The sequence below is a fragment of the Dorea sp. AM58-8 genome, from assembly GCF_003464045.1.
In the GTDB taxonomy this organism is placed as follows: Bacteria; Bacillota; Clostridia; order Lachnospirales; family Lachnospiraceae; genus Claveliimonas; species Claveliimonas ammoniilytica.
In genome coordinates, this window is sequence record NZ_QSDM01000004.1 from 1 (window position 1) to 22,940 (window position 22,940).

A 22,940-nucleotide genomic window follows, 5' to 3' on the forward strand; every position below is an offset into this window, starting at 1 on the left:
AATGAGGTGCGGTTGGGGACCTTATTTTCGTAGGACCTTTGAGGTCCAAGCCGGTAATAGTCCCTTACAGGGACAGAGCAAACCACCAGCTAAGCTGGTGGTGCTGATTGATCATCCTGCTATATTCCTCATAAGAAGTAATTTCATCAGCAACATCTTAACACGATGGCTCCCAGTGCCAGAAAAACTCCATAATAACCACCTGAACAGCAGCATATAATACGCAATATCTCGATAGTGAGAAAGAGATAATGTATAGCAAGCAGAAACAGCATCATGTATAGATTAGATTGCGTAAAGAAGAAAGGCTCTCTAAAAAGCAGAATTGCTATCAACGCCCAGCTCATGGTATAATCTTCACAAAGTTATGATTCAGGCAAAGAATGAGGAAAAAGTGAGGATATCATCTATGAAGAACAGGATAATGCGGATAGCAATGACACTGAGCATGCTGATAATTCCGGCTCTGGTGACAGGGTGCGGATATTCCGAAAAGCAGATTCAGCAGGAGTTAAGCTATCAGGAACCGGATCAAAAAGAACTGCATGAGGAGTATCAGTATCTGGCGGAGGTCAATGAGGGCGACGGGGTTGCAACAGGACTGATCAATGAATATGGAGAATGTGTAGTTGCATGTATGTTTGATGAGATTACCATGGGGATGACGGATGATGGATTCCGGATCCTTGCGTACAAGTCTGTTTATACGGATAAGCAGGGTGAATCAGAAGCATATAGGTATTATGTGCTGGATGAGAGAGGTCAGATACTGGAGGAGCATGGAGAAGGAATCGAAGAAGAGGGCGGCGGCTATTATGACGGAGAGGCACTGCTGGAAGAGATGGATAATTATACGCCGGTAGAGGTGGAAGATGCTGTTTCTGAAGAAGCAGAAGAAGAGACAGCAGAGGCTGATTCTGCTCCGACAGATGTCGAGATTGTTACAACGGACGATGGCGATTATGAGCTGGTGGATCAGAGTGGAAAGGTATTGATATCAGATGAAGATGTAAGCGGCATGGGAGTGTCTGACATTATAAGTATGTATTTTACCAGGGACGGGAAGTATGTGATCGCAGATACCGGCAGCATGTTATATGATGAAGACGAACTGCCGATCGGTGGTAATGTGCTATTTGATCTGGAGGGCAATGTGAAGCGTTCTAATGATTATGAAAGCATTTCATATGGCGGTGACAATGGGTGGCTATGTGTGCATAACAAGAAGACAAATCAGACCGTATACCTGAACAGTGATCTTAAGACAGAATTGGATCTGGGGGATGCCTATGGAGCAGCCGGTGATTTTAAGAAATGCCTGCGGCGGCAGTAAGCTTATCCATGCACATATGATTGGATAAGGCAATCACCCGGCCGACTCCCAGTACAGCCAGTGCTGTTCCAAGACCAATGCCGATCAACTTATGGGCAAACAGCAGACCGATTCGTGTGATTTGTTTTATTAGTTATTCCTTCCTTTCATTTTTGCTACAGGGTCATCCGTCACATGAGGGTGTTCAAAATGAGAGCGGTACTGATCAATCTGTTCTTTGAACAAATGAATAGCAGCTGTAGCATCCCGGTTACGGATGTATTCCGTTGTCTGGAGCAGAGACTGATAGGTGTGTTCTCTGCCGATAAATTCACAGTAATCTGTCCAGGCGGTAATGGAAGCGGTAAAGAATGCATTCATAATCATGGGTGAAATGCAATTGCCACTAAGTGAGACGATAGCTCTCCGGTAGAGAAACAGCGTGTTAGCAAAGCTTTCGATATCTGCATCGAGGGTTTTTTTCATGTCACCTTGCAAGATTTCCAGCCGGGCAATGTCATCTTCCGTGCGAGAGGCACAGAGAATCTCCAGAGCCGGACATTCCAGATAAATACGCACATCCAGAAGACTGGTAATCATTTTCGGATCCAATGTATCACCGCGATAGCGGATGACGGCAAGAAGTGTTTCCAGATTACCGGTAAACGTATAATCTGCTACGTAGATGCCTTTTCTCGATATTACGTCCAGAAAGCCGATCCGCGCAAGTTCCCGGATACCATCGTGGACGATGGTCTTGCTGATATTCATCTCATCTGCAAGCTCCCGCTCAGTAGGAAGCTTGTCCCCAGGCTTCAGTTCGCCCGAGAGAATCATCTCTTCAATCTGGGAAATGAATAATTCTTTAATGGATAAGGTGTTGATTGCTTTAAATTTCATAGTGGTCACGATCCTTTTCAGTTGATAAGTTCAAGGTAGCAGAGGGATAAGGAAAAGTCAATAAAAAGTGGTCTGACCACGACCACACGAAGGAGTCATGTCCGGATATGCTGTTCATTTTTAAATTGTTTTCTGCTTGTGTAATTATACAAATGAGGTGGTGGAAAGGTTACAAAATAAATTTGAGAAATAATTTGTATCTTTCTTGATTTGCTTGAATCCTGCTGTTAGATATGTTATAGTTGAGTCATAAAAGAGAACAACCGCCCACAAGGTGGGTTGACCTCTGGGAATAGTAGAATTACCACCCTTTTACCGGTCAAAGTTTCGGGGTGGTTTTTCTATGCTTTGATGCGTTATTTGCTAAACATAAAAATGAATGTTAGCAATGCAAGTATGAACATTCCAAAAGCCATAAGGTCTTTGAAATCAAAAATATATACTAAAAGTAATAAAAATGAAAAGAACGCTTTTATAGCGTTCTTTTTGTGTAATAAGACAGCCGGTGATTATATCGATAAATTTTATTAACAAATCTTGGTCTGACCACGACCAGAAAAAAATCAGACAAAACTTTGTATGGTCTGTCAATTTACAAAGGCCCTGATTTGTTAGAAAATAGACAATATAAGATAGTGTCGAAAATTGCGACATTAGAGTGCGGTGTAATTAATCATTCAATACAGCAAATGATTCAGATACAGAGGAAGGGAGAGCAGCATATGGAATCAAAGATTATTGCAATGGCTGGAAAGGGAGGCGTAGGCAAGACCTCACTGGCGGCATCGATGGTGAAGGTATTGGTATCAGCATTTCCGGACAAGAAGATTCTGGCGATTGATGCGGATCCGGCGGTGGGATTATCGACAGCGCTGGGTGTAGATGTGGAGATCACCATTGATGACATCCGAAAGGAAGTTGTAGCAACAGCAGAAGATGGCGATACCAAGACAGCGGTAGAGCTTTTAGGGGAAGCCAGATACCGGATCATGGATGCGCTGGTGGAACAGGATGGGTATTCATTTATCGCGATCGGCAGACCGGAGGCAGCAGGATGTTACTGTAAGATCAATACGTACCTAAAAGAGGTTATTCGTATCCTGTCATCAAATTTTGATTATATCGTGATTGATGGAGAGGCGGGAATCGAGCAGATTAATCGGAGAGTTATGGAGAAGGTAACACATCTGGTGCTGATCACCGATACCAGTCGCAAGGGTACGCAGGTTGTGCAGACAATCCGTAAAGTGGCTGATGAACTGGTAATGTATGAGCAGGCAGGTGTGATTATTAATCGAGTTCCGGACGAATCTATTGTCCAATATATGGATCTGGGAGATTTGCCGGTACTGTCCGTAATACCATCGGATTCATCGCTGGCAGAGTTTGATCTGAAGGGAGAAAATGTGTTCTATCTGTCAGACGATGCAGCAATTGTCAGGGGAGCGAGAGAAGCATTGAAGAAGCTGGAGATACTGTAGCTGTTAAGTTCTGGAGATTAAAAGCGAAGAGGGAACGGGATGAAAGATTTAAAGCATTTGTATTTTTTTGAGAAGTTACTGGATGATGCCAATAACGAACTGGTGCGGGCAGCAAAGGACGAAGGAAGAGTGTGCGTGGGAAGTGTCTGCAGTCTGGTGCCGGAAGTGTTGTTAGAGCTGCCTGGAACATTTACGGTACGTCTGCGTGCACCGCGAACCGGCTCGATGGAGATGGGAACCTATTATCTGACGAGTTTCCTGTGCGAGTACAGCAGAGCACTGCTGGAGCGGGCGATTGAGGGTGGATATCAGTTTCTGGACTGTCTGATTGCGCCGGATGCGTGTGCGATGATCAATCGTGCAGTGGAAAATATGGAATTGCTTGAGACGATGACCAGCGAGAAATTTTTCTACCAACATATGGAGGTTCCGATGAAAGCGGATGACAATGGCTTATCCATCTATGTATCAGAATGTAAGAGAAAGATTCTGGCACCATTGCATGAAGTGTACGGCATCGACATTTCCGAAGAAGCACTCAGGAAGGCGGTAGAGAACCATAATAAGGTCTGTGAACTGATCAGCAAGATTGGCGAATTTCGGAAGGAAGAGAATCCGAGAATTACCGGATATGAGTATCATATGATCACGCTGGCATCGTATGTTTGTCCAAAGGATATGCTGGTTGATAAGCTGGAAGAGACACTGGAAGAGCTGAAGACCAGAGAGCCGGATACAAAGAAGAACTGGCGGGCGAAGGTCGTTATGGTCGGATCTGAAATTGACGATGTGGATATGATCCGCCTGGTAGAAGAGTCGGGAGCACTCGTGGTGGCTGACCGGTTCTGTTTCGGAGCAATGCCTGGCAGAGAAGTCATCGAATTGAATGACACGGAAGACGTAGTGACGCAGGTATGCAGACATTATATGTATGCCAGCCAGTGTGCACGTTATATGAATTCGGAGAAGATCAACGGCAGACGGGCTTACGTGGATCAGATCGCAAAGGAATACCATGCAGACGGTATTATTTACGAACAGATGAAGTTCTGTGATTATTGGGCATATGAGCGGATGGTTGGTTCGCATGTACTGCGAGAAGAATATGGATATCCGGTGCTGTCGGTTGACAGACCATATGCAATCGGATCTTCCGGACAGCTTCGGACGAGAGTACAGGCATTTGTGGAAAGTATCGAGATCAAGAAGATTCATAAGAAGCAGGGAGGTGCGAAGTAATGGGGAAAAAGATCGGAAGTGAGCACCTCGGAGACCTGTATCAGCCAGGGAAAAAGGTGCGGAAGCGCAGAGAGTGGCGCGGCGTGAAAGATACGCTCTACGATTACAGCAGATGGCTGCATAACATGGGCGTGCTCGGCAAATTCATGATGAATAAAAATAATGTAAAAGCATTTTTCCGTTACCGATGGATGGTTAATTATCTGGCAGTGCCGATGATGGTAGACCGCCATACAGCCGGACTCAGAGGCAATCATCTGCGGATCGCACATACGGAATATGATCTGGTTGTGGAAGATATTGCGAAGCTGATGCAGAATATGTTTCAGGCAGATAAGAACATTGGCAAGGATGAGGAATTATCGAAGAAGATCGTTATCCTGGATGAAAATGAAATGTCCCATCTGTTATGCGGATTCCCGAATCTGATCGGTCTGGGACGTGAGATTCCGGCAGTCTATGTCAGCGTACTGCTTCAGCAGGATGCTGTGTGTCCGTACATCGATGTGGCACAGGAATACGGCTTGTCCGGTGATGTCTGTCCGATGCCGGAAGCAGAAGCCGGCGTATCGATCGCGGATGACTTCCCGATATTTGGAGCATGCGCAATCCAGTGTAATACCACCTGCGACGGCAGCATGATGGGAAATGGCATTATGGCGAGACGTCTGGAAGGTGAGCATGGCATCCCGTGCTTCCAGTTAGCAGCGCCGATGCGTCATACGGAAGATGGCGTGCAGGAGTATGCGGCTCAGGAGATCCGCAATGCGATCAAGTTCATTGAAGACTGTACCGGAGAGAAATGGGACTGGGATGCGTATTTTGAATGTGCAAAGCGATTCAATGCGGAGACCAGAGAACGTCTGGAATGGCTGGATATGAGCACGACCGAGTATCCGCAGGTAATTGGAGCGAATCTGGCGTTGTATACAGAGACCGTGTACATGGCAATCGGTGGAAAGGTTCCTGCATTTTTAGATGCGGATAAGAAGATCACGAAGCTTGCCATGGATTCCTATAAGAAGAAAGAAATGATCGTGCCGGAGTACCGCCACCGCGCAATTATCTGGGGCGTACAGGCACAGTATTATACAGATTTCCTGCCGTGGCTGCAGAACTGTTGGGGCATTCTGCCACTGGTGGATATGTTGAGTCTGGTATCTACCAGGATGATCTCGGAGGACGATCCAGAACAGGCAATCTACGATATGGCTCATTTGTATGAAAATATGATTATGCGCAACCGTACGCATGGCGGTTACAAGGTACTGCTGGATGACCTCTGGAGATTCTGCGAGCAGTTCAATGCAGATATGGTCATTCTGTGGGAGCATATGAGCTGTAAGGCGCTTGATGGCATGCATGGCATGTTTGAGGAGCAGGCGAGAATACATGGAATCAAATTAATCTGGGCAACACACGATCTGATGGATCCACGAGTTGTGCCGAGAGCAAGTCTCAGACAGGATGTAAACCGTTACATGAGAAGCGTGCTCAGAGAAGAGCCGCTAGATCCGAGTCTGGAAGAGATCGACGACGGAAGTTCATGGTAGGAGGATGAGAGTATGAAATATTATGGAGGATGTGATTCCGGAAGTACCTATACGAAATGTGTGATTCTGGATGAGACTGGTAAAATGGTAGCAGACGTTACGTTAAGAAGCCGAATTAATTCCGTACTCAGTGCACAGGCTGCACTGGATGAGGCAGTGGCACAGGTGCCGGACCTTAAGAGTGCGAAGGATCTTGCTTATCTGGTAGGAACCGGTTATGGAAGAAATAAAGTACCGTTTGCAGATGAAAATATATCCGAGATCAGCTGCCACGCAATGGGCGTGCATGTGGCAGATCCAAGTGTCCGTTCGATCATTGATATCGGCGGTCAGGATGTCAAGGGAATCGCAGTAGATACCGATGGAACGGTATTAAACTTTGCTATGAATGACAAATGCGCAGCCGGAACCGGACGTTTCTTTGAGGCGATGGCAAAGGCATTTGAGATGGATCTGACAGAGTTCTCGAAGCTGGCACTTCGGGCAAAGAATGTGATTCCGATTACGGCACAGTGTACCGTATTTGCTGAGAGCGAGGTCATTTCACTGGTGGGTGAAGGAAAGCCGATGGATGAGATCGCAGCGGGTATTGAGTTATCGGTGGCAAAGAGATGTTTCGTAATGTCCAAGAAAGCAGGAGCCGTAGACCGGATCACATTGACCGGTGGCTGTGCGAAGAATGAAGGATTAAAGGCTGCGATTGAGAAGGTATTGAAACTGAAAGTTATCGATCTTCCGGTAGATCCACAGCTGATCGGAGCAATCGGAGCAGCTGAATTTGCAAGACAAAAGGGAGGCGCAGCATGAAAGAGGCAGGAAAGAAATTAAAAAAGATCTTAGGAATACTGGGAATTGCTTCAGTGCTGTTTTTTGTTGTGACGTTTATCGTATATTTTTTCAATCTGGATATGAAAGCGGCAGCAGCTCTGGAGCCGTATCTGGAGAAATGGCATGACCGTGTGCCAAGGGAGCGGAAGTTATAATGAGATTATATGACGAAGTAATCCATGAGAGTCTGCATCTTCTGGAAACGCAGTCTGGTAAGAAGCTTCGGACAGAAGCGGCAGGTTCCTGGAAAGATATCGGAAAAGAAAGCATGATCCTGCGCAGCGAGATGGCATATGAGCTGGGCGGAGATAATCTTCCTGCGATCGGAAGCCAGATGCTGACAGCAGATGCGGTATTGGTATCCGGAGATGAGATCTGGCTGTACGGAAAAGATCTGCCACAGATTCGAAAAAATACTGCATTTGCCAGACTTGCACTGGTGCGGGTGAAGGAAGATATCATGGGCGAAGGAGATGCCTTATATAATCAGATCCGGAGATTGGAATATACCAAATATCATATGTATCCGGAAGGGTATATGATGCGGATCTCTGCAGCCAGTGAGCGGGAGATGGTAAGAATCGGGAAGGATGCCCTGCGGAAAGGGCTGGATTTTGAAAAGATCGGAAATATGTTCCTCAGAGCTTACCACAAGAACCCGGCGGTAGAAGCTGTTAAGCTGATCTTCCTGACGATGGAGGATTTTCCATACCGGGAGCTGGAACGGCAGGTGAAGAAAGCAGAGCAGATCACCAGAGCAATCGATCATATATTAAAAGATATTGCCATGAACTGCCAGTCCTGTAGCCTTAAACAGATCTGTGATGAGGTAGAAGGTATGCGGGAACTGCATTTCGGAGCAGTTCAGGCACAATAATGATGAGATATTGAATGGGATGAAATGGGTGTAACAAAAAATAAGGAGGTATTGTAATGCCGGAATTAAGCAAAGCGGTTATCCCGCCGCATATGGGAGACAAAAGACCAAGTGAGAAAATCTTAAAGCTTGGAAGAAAGATTACAGATGTAGCAGCGCATAAGATCAAAGGAGTTACCGTTGATGATGCAGAGTACTGGGGACTGGCAGAGATCGTGACAGATGAGATGGCAGATGTGGCATTGAAGATGAAGCTGCGCCACCACTATAAGATTGAAGAGCTGTGGAAACTGAATAAAGTAGAAGAAAAGGATAAAGCACATTTCCAGGAACTACTGGATGAGATGAGTTACATCGGTCTGCTGGAATATGACTATGGCAATAATTATGATCACAACGGAGCGATTCCCGGACCATCTGACAGAAGATATTGTCTGCCGATGTTTGTACCGGGATCCGCAGAGTTATTTAACATGGAGGAAGGACCGGAGGGCAATAAGCGTCTGCGTGAGCATCCGGCACTGGCAAGCTTCTTTGAGCGCATGACATTTGTTCCGCTGGACGGTATTACGCATATGGTACCGCCAGGCGGAGCTGGTATCGGTATGCATGTAATACCGGTTGAAAAAGCAATCTCTATGGAGAATGGGACCATCGATCTGGAGCATATTTCCTACTGGTTAAAGAAATATGAAGGGCACATCGGTGTAGGACAGTGTTCCTGCCGTGCCAGCCGGAAAGCATTGGATGAAGGCTGTGCGGATGATGAGATGAATTGGTGTATCGGTGTGGGTGACTTTGCAGATTACTGCCGTGAGACAGGAAAAGGTCACGACATTACATACGAAGAAGCAATGGAAATCTTTCGCAAAGCAGAAGATAATGGCTTCGTACATCAAATTACAAATATCGATGGTGAGAATAAGATCTTTGGTATCTGTAACTGTAATGTAAATATCTGTAATGCGCTTCGTACTTCGCAGTTATTTAATACACCGAATATGAGCCGCAGTGCTTATACGGCAAAGGTAGAAAGGGATAAATGTGTTGCCTGTGGTAAGTGTGTGGAATACTGTCCGGCAGGAGCAGTCAAGCTTGGTCAGAAGTTGTGTAAGAAGGACGGAACAGAGGTGGCTTATCCGAAGCATGAATTACCGGATAAGCTGGTATGGGGCAAGGATAAATACGACGAGAATTACCGTGATAATAATCGTATCAACTGTTATGAGACAGGTACTTCGCCATGTAAGGCAGCCTGCCCGGCGCACGTAGCGGTACAGGGATATATCCGCAAAGCAAAAGAAGGTAAGTATCAGGAAGCATTGGCGTTGATTAAGAAAGATAATCCTTTCCCGGCAATCTGTGGACGTGTCTGCAATAAGCGCTGTGAGGCAGCATGTACCAGAGGAAGCATCGATCAGGCAGTAGCCATTGATGATATTAAAAAGTTTATCGCAGAACAGGATCTGCATAAAGAGACAAGATATGTACCGCCGGTAGTGATCGCTTCGAACCGTCTGACAGAATGGGATCAAAAGATCGCGGTTATCGGAGCAGGTCCGGCAGGACTTTCCTGTGCATTCTATCTGGCAACCAAGGGATATAAGCCGACCGTATTTGAAAAGAATGCGAGACCTGGAGGTATGATGACATACGGTATCCCATCTTACAAACTGGAAAAAGACGTCATCGAGGCTGAGATTGATGTTCTGAGAGATCTTGGCGTAGAGATCAAATGTGGCGTAGAGATCGGTAAGGATATTACGATTAAGGAACTCCGCGAAGACGGATATCAGGCATTCTATGTAGCAATTGGATGTCAGGATGGTAAAGTGCCGCCGATTCCGGGAAGTGACGCAGAAGATATTGAAATCGCAGTTGATTTTCTCCATCGGGCAACTGAAGATCAGACACAGAAGATGTCTGGCAATGTAGTTGTTATCGGTGGCGGTAATGTAGCGGTAGACTGTGCAAGAACAGCAGCAAGATTTGGCGGTGAACATGTGGCTATGTACTGTCTGGAGGATCGTGAGACGATGCCTGCATCTGCAGACGAGATCCGTGAGACGCTGGAAGAAGAAATCGCGATCGAGAACAGCTGGGGACCGAAGGAGATCCAGAAGGATGTCGATGGCAAAGTAAAAGCAGTTGTATTCCAGAAATGCATTTCCGTAAAGGATGCATCCGGCAAGTTCAATCCGCAGTATGATGAGAATGATACGATTACGGTAGCGTGCGATCACCTGATCTTTGCAGTTGGGCAGGGAATCAAGTGGGGAGATTTGCTGGAAGGCACCAAGGTAGAATTTTGGCACGGCAATTATCCGGTGGCAGATCCATTGACCTATCAGACCACAGAGCCGGATATCTTCGTAGGCGGAGATGTATACACAGGACCGAAGTTTGTAATTGATGCGATCGAGGCTGGTAAATGTGCAGCAGAATCATTGCACCGTTATGTACATACAGGTGCCAGCATGACCATTGGGCGTAACCGCAGAGACTTCCATGAACTGAATAAGGATGATATTATGGTAAATGGATATGACACCATCGGACGTCAGGAAGCAGCGGAAACTGAGAAGGAAGATAAAAAGCATTCATTCCGTGACCTGCGCGGCATGCTGACTGAGGAACAGGTACATCTGGAAGCCGGCAGATGTTTAGGCTGCGGTGCTTCTGTAGTGGATGAGAATAAATGTATCGGCTGTGGCATCTGTACAACCAAGTGTGAATTTGATGCAATTCATTTGCATAGAGATCATCCGGAATGTTCTAAGATGACACGTTCTGAGGATAAATTTAAGGAAATTGGCAAGTATATGGCCGGTCAGGGCGTGAAGACGGCAGCGTCTAAGATTCCTGTGATTAAGAAATATGCAGGATCTGCCGCAAAACAGGCTGGAGCTGCAGCGAAGCTTGCAAAAAAGCAGGCACAGACTGCGGGAAGAAAGCTTAAGGACAGGAAGAAATAAGAGGAAGCACTATGCACGAACTGGGAATTGTCTTTCATATAGTGAAGACAGTAGAGAATATTGCGCTGGAGAATCAGGCAGAGAAGGTAAGAAAAGTAGTACTGCAGATCGGCGAAGTGTCAACGATCATCCCATATTATCTGAAGGACTGCTGGAAATGGAAATGTTCCAAGAGCGAACTGATGGATGGATGTGAGTTGGAGATTGAGACGATTCCTGCGATTACATTCTGTGAGGACTGCGAGGAGACTTATCCGACGGTTCAGCACGGGAAGATATGTCCATATTGTGGCAGTGAACATACTTATCTGGTACAGGGCAATGAACATCAGATTAAAGAAATCGAGGTAAGCGAAGAATGAAAGACTACAAGATTATCGAAGTAAAAAGAAGCATCTTCGAAGACAATGACGCAGATGCAGAAAGACTCCGTCAGGAAATGAAAGGAGAGGGGACATTTCTCCTGAACCTGATGTCATCTCCTGGAGCAGGCAAGACAACAACGCTGAAACGCACAATCGCGATGCTGAAGGACGAGATGAAGATCGGAGTCATGGAAGCAGATATTGACTCGGACGTAGATGCACAGGCAATCTCAGAGACAGGTGTCAGGGCTATTCAGATCCATACCGGTGGTATGTGCCATCTGGATGCGGATATGACGAGACAAGGGGTTCATGAATTTGGCACCGAAGATCTGGATCTGGTAGTGCTGGAAAATGTCGGTAATCTGGTATGTCCGGCAGAATTTGATACCGGAAGTGCAAAGAATGCAATGATCCTTTCGGTGCCGGAAGGTGATGATAAGCCGTTAAAGTACCCACTGATGTTCTCTATCTGTGATGTGGTACTCATTAATAAATGCGATACTCTGTGTGTGTTTGATGATTTCAGCAAGGAGGCCGTAGAAGAACGGATCCATAAGCTGAATCCAAAAGCAGAAGTGATTTTTGTATCAGCAAAGACCGGAGAAGGATTTGAATCCTGGGCTGAATGGCTTAGAAAAGAAGTAAAAGAGTGGCAGAAGTAATGAATTTTTGACCCTGGTATCTATTAAATATGACATTATCGTAAGGCAGATATATGACTCTCGGGCGATACCCCCCAGAAGAGTTATATATCTGCCTTCTTTTTGTCGAAAATTAACTGGCAAATGTTGGTATGCCTGTCACAAAAATTGCATATATCTTACTACAGCCTTGAAAAGTGCACAGAGAAAGGGAGGGGCGGATGTGAAGAAGAGAAGATATCATGGACAGTCCAGGAAGAGCCGGCTGCTGGCGGTGATGCTTGTTATGGCAATGCTTCTTGGAATGAGTACTATATCGGTCTATGCAGGTGAGCTGACAGGGGATATATCTATGGAACAGGTGGATGTAGATGTGGGGGAAGCAGGGACGCAGAAGGATACGACCGAAAGTACTGCCCAGGAGAAAACGGACAAGGTACAGGAAGAGATGGAACCGTCTGAGGATGATCAGCCTGAAACAGAACAGACAGAAGAGAGCCAGACAGAGGATGTGACGGCATCTCCCCTCATGATGAATCTCCAGCAAAGCACTGTCAGGAAAGTAGTGCCGGAGCATCATAAATATATCCGATATAACGGCAATGACAGCTATACGCTGACATTGGATGTTAAAGGAGCCTATGCTTCCGAAAGTATCAGACCAAAAGTAGATGTCCTGCTTATCATAGATAAGTCCGGGAGTATGAACGAAGAAATCAGAAATGGGTATAAGCGACAGTCTAAGATGGCTGTATTGAAAAATGTAGTGTCTGGGACAAATGGTCTTACAGAAGCAATTCTCGGAACCAGATCCACACTGGATGCGAGGATGGCTGTTGTGAGTTACAGCGGAAATAAGAGTGACGGAACATACAACGATGCCTGGGCAGAGCAGGTGTGGACGGACAGCAAAGCAACGATTGATAACAGTGTGAAGAGCATAAGTGCTTATGGCGGTACGAATTGGGAAGCAGGTCTTCGGACAGGGGCAGAGTTGCTTGGAAAATGCAGGTCAGATGCACAGAAAATCGTAGTGTTCCTGTCAGATGGAGAACCAACATTTTATTATAACAGTCGGGGTGATACCGCTGGTAATGGCAGCAGTTATGATTCTGATGCTTACAATCATGCACAGAGCCAGCTCAGACAGATTACCGGATTAAATGCATTTTATACCATTGGATTCGGTTCAGTGTGGGGAAGCGGTAATACCAGAATGTCAGATCTATTGAAGAGCTCCAGTGCATCGGCTACAAAATATTACAAAGCAGCAGACAGTGATCAGTTAGCGGATGCATTTAAAGAAATTGCAGAGAGTATCGAGTATACCTGCCGGGATGTGACGATCACAGATGTACTCAGTGATTATGTGGAATTACCGGATAATAGAATGAATTATACTGTGACAGCAACAAAAGGAGGGGTAACAACGAATATTACCCGGGAGGGAACCGTTCAGGTGCAGTATCATGCGGATACTAAGACTGTTACAGCAGCATTTAAAAGTGGTTTTGTATTAGATAAGGATACCGTGTATGCAGTGAATTTCGAAGTGAAACCGACGCAGAAAGCATATGACGAATATGCTGATCAGAATGGTGTCTATCCGCATACAGGAAGCGCAGGAAGTGATGCACCGGGTAATGCGACAAGCGCAGAAAAGAATGGATTCTACTCCAATGTTAATGAAAAAGTGTCTCTTACCTATACCTATGGTACAGACGGCGCGGCACCAGATACGGATGCATATCAGGAAAAACCGGTTGTGCAGGTATCAGATACACAGATTGCAGTAACTAAGAGATGGGAAAATACGAACCAGAATACAAATCTTCCGGATCAGGTTGTAATTCGGTTATATCAGGATAACGAGCAGACCGAATATCGGACATTAACGCTTAATGCGGAGAGTCAGTGGGCGGGAACATTTATCCATGTGGCAAAGGGACATACTTATCGAATCGCAGAAGACGCTGTGGATGGATATGAATCAGAGATTACCGGTGATGCCGAACAAGGATATGCGGTAACCAATACACGGATGCCGTCACTGACTGTTCAGAAAAAAGTGGAAGGAAAGCTTGGAGATAAGACGAAGCAGTTTGAAATAAAGATCCGTCTGGCAGACAAGGATGGGAATCCGGTAACCGGAAGCTACGGAGGAGTGGAATTTGACAGCCATGGCGAAGCGGTAGTTTCGCTTTGTGACGGTGAACAGGTATGCATCGAGAAACTGCCGGTAGGAACCGGCTATCAGGTGACAGAAGTTCTGGCAGATAAGGAAGGATATCAGACATCTTATGAAACATGTGAAGGAACCCTGTCTGCGGATCGAACGGCAACGGTTATTAACCGATATATGGAAGAAATTCCAGATTCCGGTATCCATGACGTTGGCAGCTTTGCGGTGGGCTGTGCACTGGTATTAATGGCGGGCGCAGGCATGTTATGCATCGCATTGATCAGACGACGGAGAAATGATTGAAATGGAAAAGAAACAAAATAATTCACTTTTCACAGATGTGAAGTGGTTGCTACTGAAAATATTGTTACTGGGAATCATTTTTGCAGTGGTATGGATCTTTCTGCTTGGAATCTGCCGAAACGGTGATGAATCGATGAATCCTGCAATCCGGGCAGGCGATCTGGTAATTTATGACCGGCTCACGCAGGAGTATCACACAGGAGATGTAGTGGTAATTAAGCAGGATGGCGGCAGGCAGATACGAAGAGTGGCAGCAGTATCTGGCGATGTAGTGGATGTGACAGAAGAAGGACTAAACGTCAATGGTTATCAGCAACAGGAAGCAGATATCTATACAGAGACATTACCGTATAAGAATGGAATTGAGTATCCCTTAACAGTAGGGGAAGGTCAGATATTCGTGTTGGGAGATAACCGGATATCGGCAGAAGACGGAAGAATCTATGGAACGACCGATCTGAAGGATGTCCAGGGCGTAGTGATGACAGTGATCAGAAGAAGAAATATATAAGTGAATGCATTGGGTAAAAAGCGGTGGGCTTTTTATAAATAAGAATTTGAGGAGGAGAAGATATTATGATGCAGTCTAAAAGATTTCGAGCACTGGCAATGGTGGGAGCACTGACTATGGCAGTGTGTACCGGTACAACAGCAATGGCAGAGGAAGCAGCTCCGATGGGAAATTCACCGGAGATTCAGAAGATATTCCAGATGTCAGAAGGAATGGATGTGCCATCTGTTTCTTTTAAATTCACATTAGAGAAAGTAACGGCGGATGCACCAACGGCTCAGGTGTCACCGATTAATTATAACAGCAACACAGATAAAGGTAATCTGACCAATGGAGTCTATCTGATGCGGAAAAATCAGCAGATCAATTTTGGGGAATTTCCCCATGCAGGAAAATACACTTATAAGGTGACAGAGGTTAATGAGAGTGTGACAAATACGAATATAACCTATGATCAGAACACTTATTATATGGATGTGTATGTAGAGAATACCGAGAATGGACTTCAGATTGCCAATACTGTGGCAAGAGATGGAGAGAATAAAACACCGGCTTTAAGTTTCCTGAACACGTATCGCAGACAGGATGCATCGCTGACGGTAACAAAGCATACGAGCGGTTCCGGTGACCATGATCTGGCTGATAAGACGAAGGACTTTGATTTTACAATTACCATGTACCGGGCAGCAACAGATGACAATACATCTTATACCGGTAAGATTGGCAATGAGACTGTTACACTGAACTTTGGAACCGGAACAACTGCAACAGCATCATTTAAACTGCATGATGGCGAGAACCTTGTGTTTACAGGACTGGCAGCAGGTACACGTTACAAAGTGGTAGAAACAGGGGCAGCAGATGATTATACACCTGACGTAAAAGTTGTGGAAAATGGAACTGCGACAGTAAATAAAACAGCATCTTCTGAGCCAGAGTCGCTTGCTACAGCAGATGGAAATGCAACCAATCTGATCGGTGAAAAAGAGAATACTGTTGATTTTACCAATACCTATAAAAATGTGCCAATCACAGGTGTGATCATGAACCATATGATGGCTATCGTATTGATTTTGGCAGCAGTGAGTGCTATGGCAGTTCTGTTCCTTACAAAACGCAGACAGATGCGGTAGCAATCGATACGATAGAAAGCTGATGTGACAGGGGGCAGAGATACGGCCAGGAGATGGATACGATGAAGAGAAGTGTTATCAGGGTATTGGATGAACTGGTGAATCTGATTGTGCTGGTGATTGTTCTGATCCTGGGAGGGTACGGCATGTACACTTTATGGGATGACAGGCAGATATATCAGAGTGCAGATATGGAAAATTATGAGACCTGGCGACCGGAAGAGGATGATGATCTTTCGTTCCGGGAACTGCAGGCGATCAATCCGGAAGTGATCGGATGGCTTACAGTATATGGAACGAAGATTGATTATCCATTTGCACAGGCAAACAATAACACCAAATACGTGAATACGGATATTACCGGAGAATTCGCTCTGTCAGGAAGTCTGTTCCTGGATTGCCGGAATGCAGCAGATTTTACTGATCTGAATCATGTGATCTATGGTCATCATATGGAAAAAAAGACCATGCTTGGTGAGCTGGAGTGTTTTGCAGAACGACCATTTTTTGAAGAACATCGGTATGGCAGGCTGTATTATAATGGTCGGGATCATGGACTGGAATTTATCGCATTTCTGGAAACAGACGCATACGATGATATGATCTACAACGTGACACTGACAGAAGATGAGCAGGAGAAATATCTGTCCTGTCTGCGTGAAAAAGCAATGTATTATCGGGAAACGGAACTGTCTGCGAAGGAACATTTTCTGACCCTGTCGACCTGTGATTCTGGCAGGACAAATGGAAGGTATGTACTGGTTGGGAGAATCATAAAAAAGGAAGTGGAAACGTGAAAATAGAAATAAAAAAGTTAATATTATGTGCCGCCGTCAGCTTGATTCTGCTTCCGGCAGAAGAAGTACTGGGAGCGGAACAGATGGTATCTGTCATGATTCCTGTTGTGCAGCAATTTGAGACCAGGAATAAGCTGCCAGATAAGATGAATCAGACATTCCGGTATGAATTGCTCCGGGAAGAACAGGATGCCCCGATGCCGGATGAAAGTGACGGAGACCGGTATGTATTTGACATGAAAGGAAGCGAAAAAAACGAGGTCGGACCGATCACATATACGCGTGCTGGAATATGGCATTATACGCTGAAACAGTCTGTTCAGAAGGAAGAAAAGGGTTATGATTATGATAAACAGACCTATGAAATCTCAGTGTATGTAGAGAATCTGACAGACGGCGGTCTGGGGGTACAGATGATCGTGGTCAATAAAGAGGGTAATAAAGTGGATGAGATACGGTTCAAAAGCGGTTATACCGGAGAGAAGACAGGAAACGTAGCGCGGACAGGAGACGTGTCAGATATCGGTTTGTGGATTATATTGCTGGCAGTGTCCGGTGTGGTTGCTGGAAAAGCAGTGCATAAGAAACGACCGGCTTGATAAGCCGATCGGAGAAGAAGAAAAAATCTATATAAGAGATGTCAAAGCATCTTAGCTTTTAGGCGAAGTCCGGCGGTTGTGTGAAGCGATTCTACACAACCGCCGTCTTCTATCATTAGGTGTTTGGTTTTCCTGTTGATGATTATAGTATATCGAAGGAATGTGACCAAAATATGTAAGATCTGGAAAATAAGTGTGAAGTTCCTTAAGAAACTGTTAGGAAAATATGTAGAATTTAATTAGAGTGCACTCTGTTTTGTGGAAAAAATGTCATACCCGTTAAATAAACTACTTATATAGATACTATTCTTTTTTACAGGATCTTTTGATAAAATATGTGTAATTACGTATATCAGAGAGGAGCTGGTCTTAATGAGCAGACTGGAACTTAGGACTCCGAATCGTACACACATTGTAATGGAAGAACTGTACAAGGATTTGGAACGGAGAATAGAATCAAGCCCGCCGGGATTATGTCCGGTAGATATGTCCAGAGCATTTCTGGAGCTGTGTCATGCACAGACTTGTGGCAAATGTGTACCATGCCGTATTGGTCTTGGACAGCTGAACCATTTTATCAAGGATGTACTGGATGGAAATGCTACGATGGAGACGCTGGATACTATGGAGGCAACGGCCCTTTCTATTATGGAATCAGCGGACTGTGCCATCGGATATGAAGCAGCACATATGGTGTACAAAGGACTGGTGGGATACAGGGATGACTATATCGAGCACATCCGCCACGGAAGATGTACCTGTACTTATAGCCAGCCGGTACCTTGTGTGGCACTCTGCCCGGCGCATGTAGATATACCGGGATATATTGCATTAGTGGGAGAAGGACGGTATGCAGATGCAGTTCGTCTGATCCGTAAGGACAATCCATTCCCAACGACATGTGGATTTATCTGTGAGCATCCATGTGAGTTACGGTGCCGGAGAAATATGGTGGACGATTCGGTCAATATCAGAGGACTGAAGCGTGTTGCTGCTGATTTTGCAGGAGAAGTGGAACCGCCGAAATGTGCGCCGTCAACAGGTAAGAAAATCGCGGTACTTGGTGGAGGTCCGGGAGGATTAAGTGCAGCTTATTATCTGCAGCTGATGGGACACCAGACTACTGTATACGAGATGCTGCCGAAGCTTGGCGGTATGCTGCGCTATGGTATTCCGAATTACCGTCTGCCGAAGGAACGTCTAGAGGACGATGTGAATGCGATCCTGAAGACAGGTGTACAGGTAGAATATGGTAAGAAGATTGGTCAGGACATCACTATTCAGGACTTGCGTGAGCAGTATGATGCGGTGTTGATTACGATTGGCGCAAGTACAGATAAGAAGCTTGGACTGGAAGGTGAGGACTCCGAGGGCGTAATGTCAGCTGTACAATTCTTGAGAAATATCGGGAAAAATATCATTACGGATCTGACTGGTAAGGAAGTAGCAGTGATTGGCGGCGGTAACGTGTCCATGGATGCGGTACGTACGGCAAAACGTCTGGGTGCAAAGAAGGTCAGCATTGTATATAGAAGAAGAATGGCGGATATGACAGCACTTCCGGGCGAGATCAACGGAGCAGTTGCTGAGGGAATCGAACTGCAGACATTGAAAGCACCGGCAGCAATCGATGTGGATGAGAATAACCATGTAAAGGGTATCTATGTGACACCACAAATGGTAAGCTCTATTAAGAATGGTCGTGCAAGTGTACGTCCGACCGGTGAGGATGATATTTATATTCCTTGTGATGTACTGGTTGTAGCTATCGGACAGAATATCGAGACGGCGCATTTTGAAGCAGCAGGTATTCCGGTATCCAGAGGTAAGATTCTGACTACCAGCACGGGTGCGGTAGAAGATATGCCGGATGTATACGCCGGAGGAGACTGTTCCAGCGGACCGGCGACAGTTATCAAAGCTATCGCGGCAGCCAAAGTCGTGGCAGCCAATATTGATGAATATCTGGGCTTCCGTCACGAGATTTCCTGCGATGTGGAGATTCCTGAGGCGAAACTGGAAGATAAGATCCCATGCGGACGCATCGACCTTACAGAGCGTGAGGCCTGTGAGAGAGTCTGTGATTTTGACGCAGTGGAGAACTGTATGACCGAGAATGAGGCAAGGCAGGAGGCAGGCAGATGTCTGCGATGTGACCATTTCGGATACGGAATATTTAAAGGAGGCAGAGAGACATTATGGTAAATCTTACAATAGACGGAAAACAGATTTCCGCATCGGAAAATACGACCATCATGGAAGCTGCCAGACAGAATGGGATTCCGATTCCGAAGCTGTGTTATCTGAAAGGGATCAATGAGATCGCAGCCTGTCGTGTCTGTGTGGTAGAGATCGAAGGAAAAGATAAGCTGATCACTTCCTGCAATAATATGGTAGAGGAGGGCATGGTCATTTACACCAACAGTCCGAAGGTGCGCCGAAACAGACGTACCACAGTGGAACTGATCCTGTCGCAGCACAACTGCGAATGCGTAACCTGTATCCGAAGCGGCAACTGCAGTCTGCAGAGAGTGGCAAATGATCTGAACATTATACATATTCCATTTAAGATGGAGATTGAAAAGCAGCCGTGGAGCAAAGAGTTCCCATTGATCCGTGATTCATCCAAGTGTATTAAGTGTATGCGCTGTATCCAGGTATGTGATAAGGTACAGAGCCTGAGTATCTGGGATGTAGAAGGAACCGGATCACGAACCACGATCAATGTGGCCGGCTATAAGAAGATTGAAGAAGCAGCCTGTTCTCTGTGCGGACAGTGTATTACACATTGTCCGACGGGAGCGCTGACAGAACGCGACGAGACCGAGAAGGTATGGAATGCAATTGCAGATCCGGAGAAGATCGTAGTTGTTCAGATCGCACCGGCTGTACGTGCAGCCTGGGGGGAAGAGCTGGGACTGTCAAGAGAAGAAGCAACGGTTGGCAAGATCATCGATGTATGGAGGAGACTGGGTGCGGACTATGTATTCGATACCTCATTTTCAGCGGATCTGACCATTATGGAAGAGGGAACGGAATTTCTGCAGAGATTCACATCCGGTGAGCTGAAAGACAGACCGATGTTTACATCATGCTGTCCGGGATGGATCCGTTTCATCAAATCACAGTATCCGCATCTGGTCAAATATCTGTCATCAGCGAAGTCACCACAGCAGATGTTTGGCGCGGTAATGAAGACATATTTTGCAGAGAAGCTTGGCGTATCGCCGGAGAAGATCTATACGGTATCCGTGATGCCATGTGTAGCGAAAAAGAGCGAGCGTGAGATGGATCTGTACTATGGAGAATATGCGGGACATGATGTGGACGCGGTAGTGACGACCAGAGAGCTGTTACGTATGATCCGTGCGGCACACATTGAGCCGTCTACATTGGTGGATCAGGAAAGCGACCGCCCGATGCAGGAAGGCACCGGAGCAGGCGTGATCTTCGGAGCAACCGGCGGTGTAATGGAGGCAGCACTTCGTACGGCATATTATCTGCTGAAGGGCGAGAATCCACCGGCAGACGCATTTCAAGCAGTCAGAAGCACCGGATTTAACGAGCATCGGGGTGTACAGGAAGCCGTCTTCCAGGTGGATGATGTGACAGTTCGTACAGCGGCAGTCAGCGGACTTGGCAATGCGCGTGCACTGATCGATAAGATTGAGCGTGGCGAGGTGCAGTATGATTTCGTAGAAGTCATGGCGTGTCCGGGCGGATGCGTAGGAGGTGGCGGACAGCCGATCCATGAAGGCGAAGAGTTAGCGTTTGAGCGTGGCAAGAATCTGTATTATCTGGATATGAATGCAGATATCCGATATTCTCATGAGAATCCGGATGTGCAGAAGCTGTACGAAGAATATTTTGAGAAGCCGAATTCGCACAAGTCACATATGCTGTTGCATACAGAGCATATGAAGAATAAATAAGTAATACACAGAGCTGTGATTAATCAAACAGATTTTATTAGTAATCAAAACGAATGATTTCCTGATCTACAGCGAAAGGGCGTGAATTGTAAAATTCACGCCCTTCGTCGTTGTTATAGTTATCTAAAGGAATGAGAGTAAAGTGCGTCACCAAAATCATTGGTTAGTACTTTATGAGGGGGAGATAGCTGATGTTTTATCAACTATCTGACATTTATTATAATAGCCAAATATGTCAGAAATATGTTGATTCTCTAAAAGAAATCGAAAAAGTCTTAAAAACCTCTTAACAAAATGAAAAATATGGCATAAATACAGTCTGTTAGTGCCACAAAAAATAGATACATAGAGTTGGAAGCGATTAATTTTTTGCAGAATCCTTTAGGTATTCAGTGAGTATGTCCAGAAATTCGCCGATAGTTGGTTTCGAGGAGAGGGGACAAAGAGAGATGGATTCCAATAGGGGACGGTTTCCACGTTCCCAACAGACGGATACAACGGTACGTAGATTTCGCTCTACACTGCTTGCAGAGGTCTGGTAAGTATGAGCAATCTCCGGATATAACAGCTTGCTCACGCTTAACAGGTAATCTTCATTCTGGAGGCAGAGGGAGAGGGCATACAATAAATACCGGTATCCCTGATAATTTCCACCAATACCCAAGGAACGAACCAGTTTTTGTATATCTCTCATATCATCGACTCCTTTCACCGAGCCATCTGAATATTCGTAGCCGTAATACAAGTACCGTAACTATATGATAATTCATTTTATCGCCATTTGTAAATAATTTTCGTGCATATGAGTCAAAAAAGCACATATTATTGAATGAAATTTGTATCACATTACCAAAAATAGTTCATATAATAACAGTAAGCAGAAAAATGGAGTTAAATTATGGGAAAATATACGGTGTTTGTTAACGAAAACATGGGAGAGGTTAACTGGGAAATGGTGAAAAAAGCAGACATACATGGCGTTATGTTATGTGCAGGTCATGGTGGTGAAGTGGACCGGCTCTTTCGGGCAAATGCGGACTGCTGTGAGAAATTGGGGATTCCGTTTGGTGTATATTGGACATCTTATGCCGTAACGGGAAGAGATGCTGAGGCAGAGAAGAGAGAGCTTAAAGGTATGATCGAAGGATATCACATCGAAGGACCTGTAAGAATTTTTAAAAATCCTTAAGAAATTCCATTTATGGATATTAAAAAATTATTGTTATGCTGTCGTTGTAAGGCGAATAAAACTTCTTGACAGTTCTTCCTGATTGAACTTCTTAAGAGGATGCTTTATAGTGAGAGTGAG

General features: G+C 45.4%; 20 protein-coding genes. 18 read left to right on the top strand and 2 right to left on the bottom strand.

Annotated elements, in window-relative coordinates:
• Window positions 1-409: 409 nt before the first annotated feature.
• Window positions 410-1,333, top strand: a complete 924-nt coding sequence (locus DXA18_RS04350; RefSeq protein ID WP_118382841.1) for a hypothetical protein — start codon at window positions 410-412, stop codon at window positions 1,331-1,333.
• 129 nt (window positions 1,334-1,462) lie between these two features.
• Here the strand turns inward: DXA18_RS04350 and DXA18_RS04355 are convergent, their stop codons facing one another.
• The gene (locus DXA18_RS04355; protein ID WP_118382842.1) at window positions 1,463-2,212 is read right to left on the bottom strand and encodes a FadR/GntR family transcriptional regulator; all 750 of its coding nucleotides are present in this window, start codon (window positions 2,210-2,212) and stop codon (window positions 1,463-1,465) included.
• 722 nt (window positions 2,213-2,934) lie between these two features.
• On the opposite strand from DXA18_RS04355, the gene DXA18_RS04365 reads away from it, so the two are divergent.
• From DXA18_RS04365 to DXA18_RS04440, 16 genes are all read left to right on the top strand, one after another.
• A complete protein-coding gene (locus DXA18_RS04365) occupies window positions 2,935-3,693 on the top strand; it encodes an ATP-binding protein (protein ID WP_118382844.1) in 759 nt (252 codons plus the stop codon).
• Between the two features lie 39 nt (window positions 3,694-3,732).
• Window positions 3,733-4,932, top strand: coding sequence for a 2-hydroxyacyl-CoA dehydratase family protein (locus DXA18_RS04370; protein WP_118382845.1), 1,200 nt, complete (start codon window positions 3,733-3,735; stop codon window positions 4,930-4,932).
• Window positions 4,932-6,485, top strand: coding sequence for a 2-hydroxyacyl-CoA dehydratase family protein (locus DXA18_RS04375; protein ID WP_118382846.1), 1,554 nt, complete (start codon window positions 4,932-4,934; stop codon window positions 6,483-6,485). Before DXA18_RS04370 ends, DXA18_RS04375 begins: the two co-directional genes overlap by 1 nt.
• Window positions 6,486-6,497: 12 nt before the next feature.
• On the top strand, window positions 6,498-7,292 hold the full coding sequence (locus DXA18_RS04380) for an acyl-CoA dehydratase activase (protein WP_118382847.1): 795 nt from the start codon (window positions 6,498-6,500) through the stop codon (window positions 7,290-7,292).
• The gene (locus DXA18_RS04385; RefSeq protein WP_118382848.1) at window positions 7,289-7,468 is read left to right on the top strand and encodes a hypothetical protein; all 180 of its coding nucleotides are present in this window, start codon (window positions 7,289-7,291) and stop codon (window positions 7,466-7,468) included. The genes DXA18_RS04380 and DXA18_RS04385 overlap by 4 nt, the downstream gene beginning before the upstream one ends.
• Window positions 7,468-8,190: a carbon monoxide dehydrogenase gene (locus DXA18_RS04390; RefSeq protein ID WP_243007029.1), complete on the top strand. Its 723-nt coding sequence runs from the start codon at window positions 7,468-7,470 to the stop codon at window positions 8,188-8,190. The genes DXA18_RS04385 and DXA18_RS04390 overlap by 1 nt, the downstream gene beginning before the upstream one ends.
• Before the next feature lie 56 nt (window positions 8,191-8,246).
• Window positions 8,247-11,165, top strand: coding sequence for an FAD-dependent oxidoreductase (locus tag DXA18_RS04395; protein WP_243007030.1), 2,919 nt, complete (start codon window positions 8,247-8,249; stop codon window positions 11,163-11,165).
• Between the two features lie 11 nt (window positions 11,166-11,176).
• Window positions 11,177-11,527, top strand: coding sequence for a hydrogenase maturation nickel metallochaperone HypA (locus DXA18_RS04400; protein ID WP_118382850.1), 351 nt, complete (start codon window positions 11,177-11,179; stop codon window positions 11,525-11,527).
• Window positions 11,524-12,195: a hydrogenase nickel incorporation protein HypB gene (hypB, locus tag DXA18_RS04405; RefSeq protein ID WP_118382851.1), complete on the top strand. Its 672-nt coding sequence runs from the start codon at window positions 11,524-11,526 to the stop codon at window positions 12,193-12,195. The genes DXA18_RS04400 and hypB overlap by 4 nt, the downstream gene beginning before the upstream one ends.
• Before the next feature lie 202 nt (window positions 12,196-12,397).
• Entirely contained in the window at window positions 12,398-14,659 is a 2,262-nt protein-coding gene (locus tag DXA18_RS04410) for a DUF7604 domain-containing protein (RefSeq protein WP_118382852.1), read from the top strand.
• Between the two features lies 1 nt (window position 14,660).
• Window positions 14,661-15,170, top strand: a complete 510-nt coding sequence (gene lepB / locus DXA18_RS04415) for a signal peptidase I (protein WP_158567088.1) — start codon at window positions 14,661-14,663, stop codon at window positions 15,168-15,170.
• 65 nt (window positions 15,171-15,235) lie between these two features.
• Window positions 15,236-16,303 (top strand): Spy0128 family protein, encoded by a 1,068-nt coding sequence (locus tag DXA18_RS04420; protein WP_118382854.1) that lies wholly within the window; start codon window positions 15,236-15,238, stop codon window positions 16,301-16,303.
• 62 nt (window positions 16,304-16,365) lie between these two features.
• Window positions 16,366-17,100: a class B sortase gene (gene srtB / locus DXA18_RS04425; protein WP_199665542.1), complete on the top strand. Its 735-nt coding sequence runs from the start codon at window positions 16,366-16,368 to the stop codon at window positions 17,098-17,100.
• Window positions 17,097-17,699: a Spy0128 family protein gene (locus DXA18_RS04430; RefSeq protein WP_118382856.1), complete on the top strand. Its 603-nt coding sequence runs from the start codon at window positions 17,097-17,099 to the stop codon at window positions 17,697-17,699. Before srtB ends, DXA18_RS04430 begins: the two co-directional genes overlap by 4 nt.
• A gap of 372 nt (window positions 17,700-18,071) precedes the next feature.
• Window positions 18,072-19,904, top strand: a complete 1,833-nt coding sequence (locus DXA18_RS04435; protein ID WP_118382857.1) for an NAD(P)-binding protein — start codon at window positions 18,072-18,074, stop codon at window positions 19,902-19,904.
• Window positions 19,898-21,631: a [FeFe] hydrogenase, group A gene (locus DXA18_RS04440; RefSeq protein ID WP_118382858.1), complete on the top strand. Its 1,734-nt coding sequence runs from the start codon at window positions 19,898-19,900 to the stop codon at window positions 21,629-21,631. Before DXA18_RS04435 ends, DXA18_RS04440 begins: the two co-directional genes overlap by 7 nt.
• Window positions 21,632-21,992: 361 nt before the next feature.
• Here the strand turns inward: DXA18_RS04440 and DXA18_RS04445 are convergent, their stop codons facing one another.
• Entirely contained in the window at window positions 21,993-22,325 is a 333-nt protein-coding gene (locus tag DXA18_RS04445) for a sporulation initiation factor Spo0A C-terminal domain-containing protein (protein ID WP_118382859.1), read from the bottom strand.
• 204 nt (window positions 22,326-22,529) lie between these two features.
• On the opposite strand from DXA18_RS04445, the gene DXA18_RS04450 reads away from it, so the two are divergent.
• The gene (locus DXA18_RS04450) at window positions 22,530-22,820 is read left to right on the top strand and encodes a hypothetical protein (protein WP_118382860.1); all 291 of its coding nucleotides are present in this window, start codon (window positions 22,530-22,532) and stop codon (window positions 22,818-22,820) included.
• Window positions 22,821-22,940: the final 120 nt, after the last annotated feature.

What these genes read in the sequence shown, in the direction of transcription:
- DXA18_RS04350 (WP_118382841.1), top strand. Translation starts at nt 410, where the DNA reads ATGAAGAACAGGATAATGCGGATAGCAATGACACTGAGCATGCTGATA.
- DXA18_RS04355 (WP_118382842.1), bottom strand. Translation starts at nt 2,212, where the DNA reads ATGAAATTTAAAGCAATCAACACCTTATCCATTAAAGAATTATTCATT.
- DXA18_RS04365 (WP_118382844.1), top strand. Translation starts at nt 2,935, where the DNA reads ATGGAATCAAAGATTATTGCAATGGCTGGAAAGGGAGGCGTAGGCAAG.
- DXA18_RS04370 (WP_118382845.1), top strand. Translation starts at nt 3,733, where the DNA reads ATGAAAGATTTAAAGCATTTGTATTTTTTTGAGAAGTTACTGGATGAT.
- DXA18_RS04375 (WP_118382846.1), top strand. Translation starts at nt 4,932, where the DNA reads ATGGGGAAAAAGATCGGAAGTGAGCACCTCGGAGACCTGTATCAGCCA.
- DXA18_RS04380 (WP_118382847.1), top strand. Translation starts at nt 6,498, where the DNA reads ATGAAATATTATGGAGGATGTGATTCCGGAAGTACCTATACGAAATGT.
- DXA18_RS04385 (WP_118382848.1), top strand. Translation starts at nt 7,289, where the DNA reads ATGAAAGAGGCAGGAAAGAAATTAAAAAAGATCTTAGGAATACTGGGA.
- DXA18_RS04390 (WP_243007029.1), top strand. Translation starts at nt 7,468, where the DNA reads ATGAGATTATATGACGAAGTAATCCATGAGAGTCTGCATCTTCTGGAA.
- DXA18_RS04395 (WP_243007030.1), top strand. Translation starts at nt 8,247, where the DNA reads ATGCCGGAATTAAGCAAAGCGGTTATCCCGCCGCATATGGGAGACAAA.
- DXA18_RS04400 (WP_118382850.1), top strand. Translation starts at nt 11,177, where the DNA reads ATGCACGAACTGGGAATTGTCTTTCATATAGTGAAGACAGTAGAGAAT.
- hypB (WP_118382851.1), top strand. Translation starts at nt 11,524, where the DNA reads ATGAAAGACTACAAGATTATCGAAGTAAAAAGAAGCATCTTCGAAGAC.
- lepB (WP_158567088.1), top strand. Translation starts at nt 14,661, where the DNA reads ATGGAAAAGAAACAAAATAATTCACTTTTCACAGATGTGAAGTGGTTG.
- DXA18_RS04420 (WP_118382854.1), top strand. Translation starts at nt 15,236, where the DNA reads ATGATGCAGTCTAAAAGATTTCGAGCACTGGCAATGGTGGGAGCACTG.
- srtB (WP_199665542.1), top strand. Translation starts at nt 16,366, where the DNA reads ATGAAGAGAAGTGTTATCAGGGTATTGGATGAACTGGTGAATCTGATT.
- DXA18_RS04435 (WP_118382857.1), top strand. Translation starts at nt 18,072, where the DNA reads ATGAGCAGACTGGAACTTAGGACTCCGAATCGTACACACATTGTAATG.
- DXA18_RS04440 (WP_118382858.1), top strand. Translation starts at nt 19,898, where the DNA reads ATGGTAAATCTTACAATAGACGGAAAACAGATTTCCGCATCGGAAAAT.
- DXA18_RS04445 (WP_118382859.1), bottom strand. Translation starts at nt 22,325, where the DNA reads ATGAGAGATATACAAAAACTGGTTCGTTCCTTGGGTATTGGTGGAAAT.
- DXA18_RS04450 (WP_118382860.1), top strand. Translation starts at nt 22,530, where the DNA reads ATGGGAAAATATACGGTGTTTGTTAACGAAAACATGGGAGAGGTTAAC.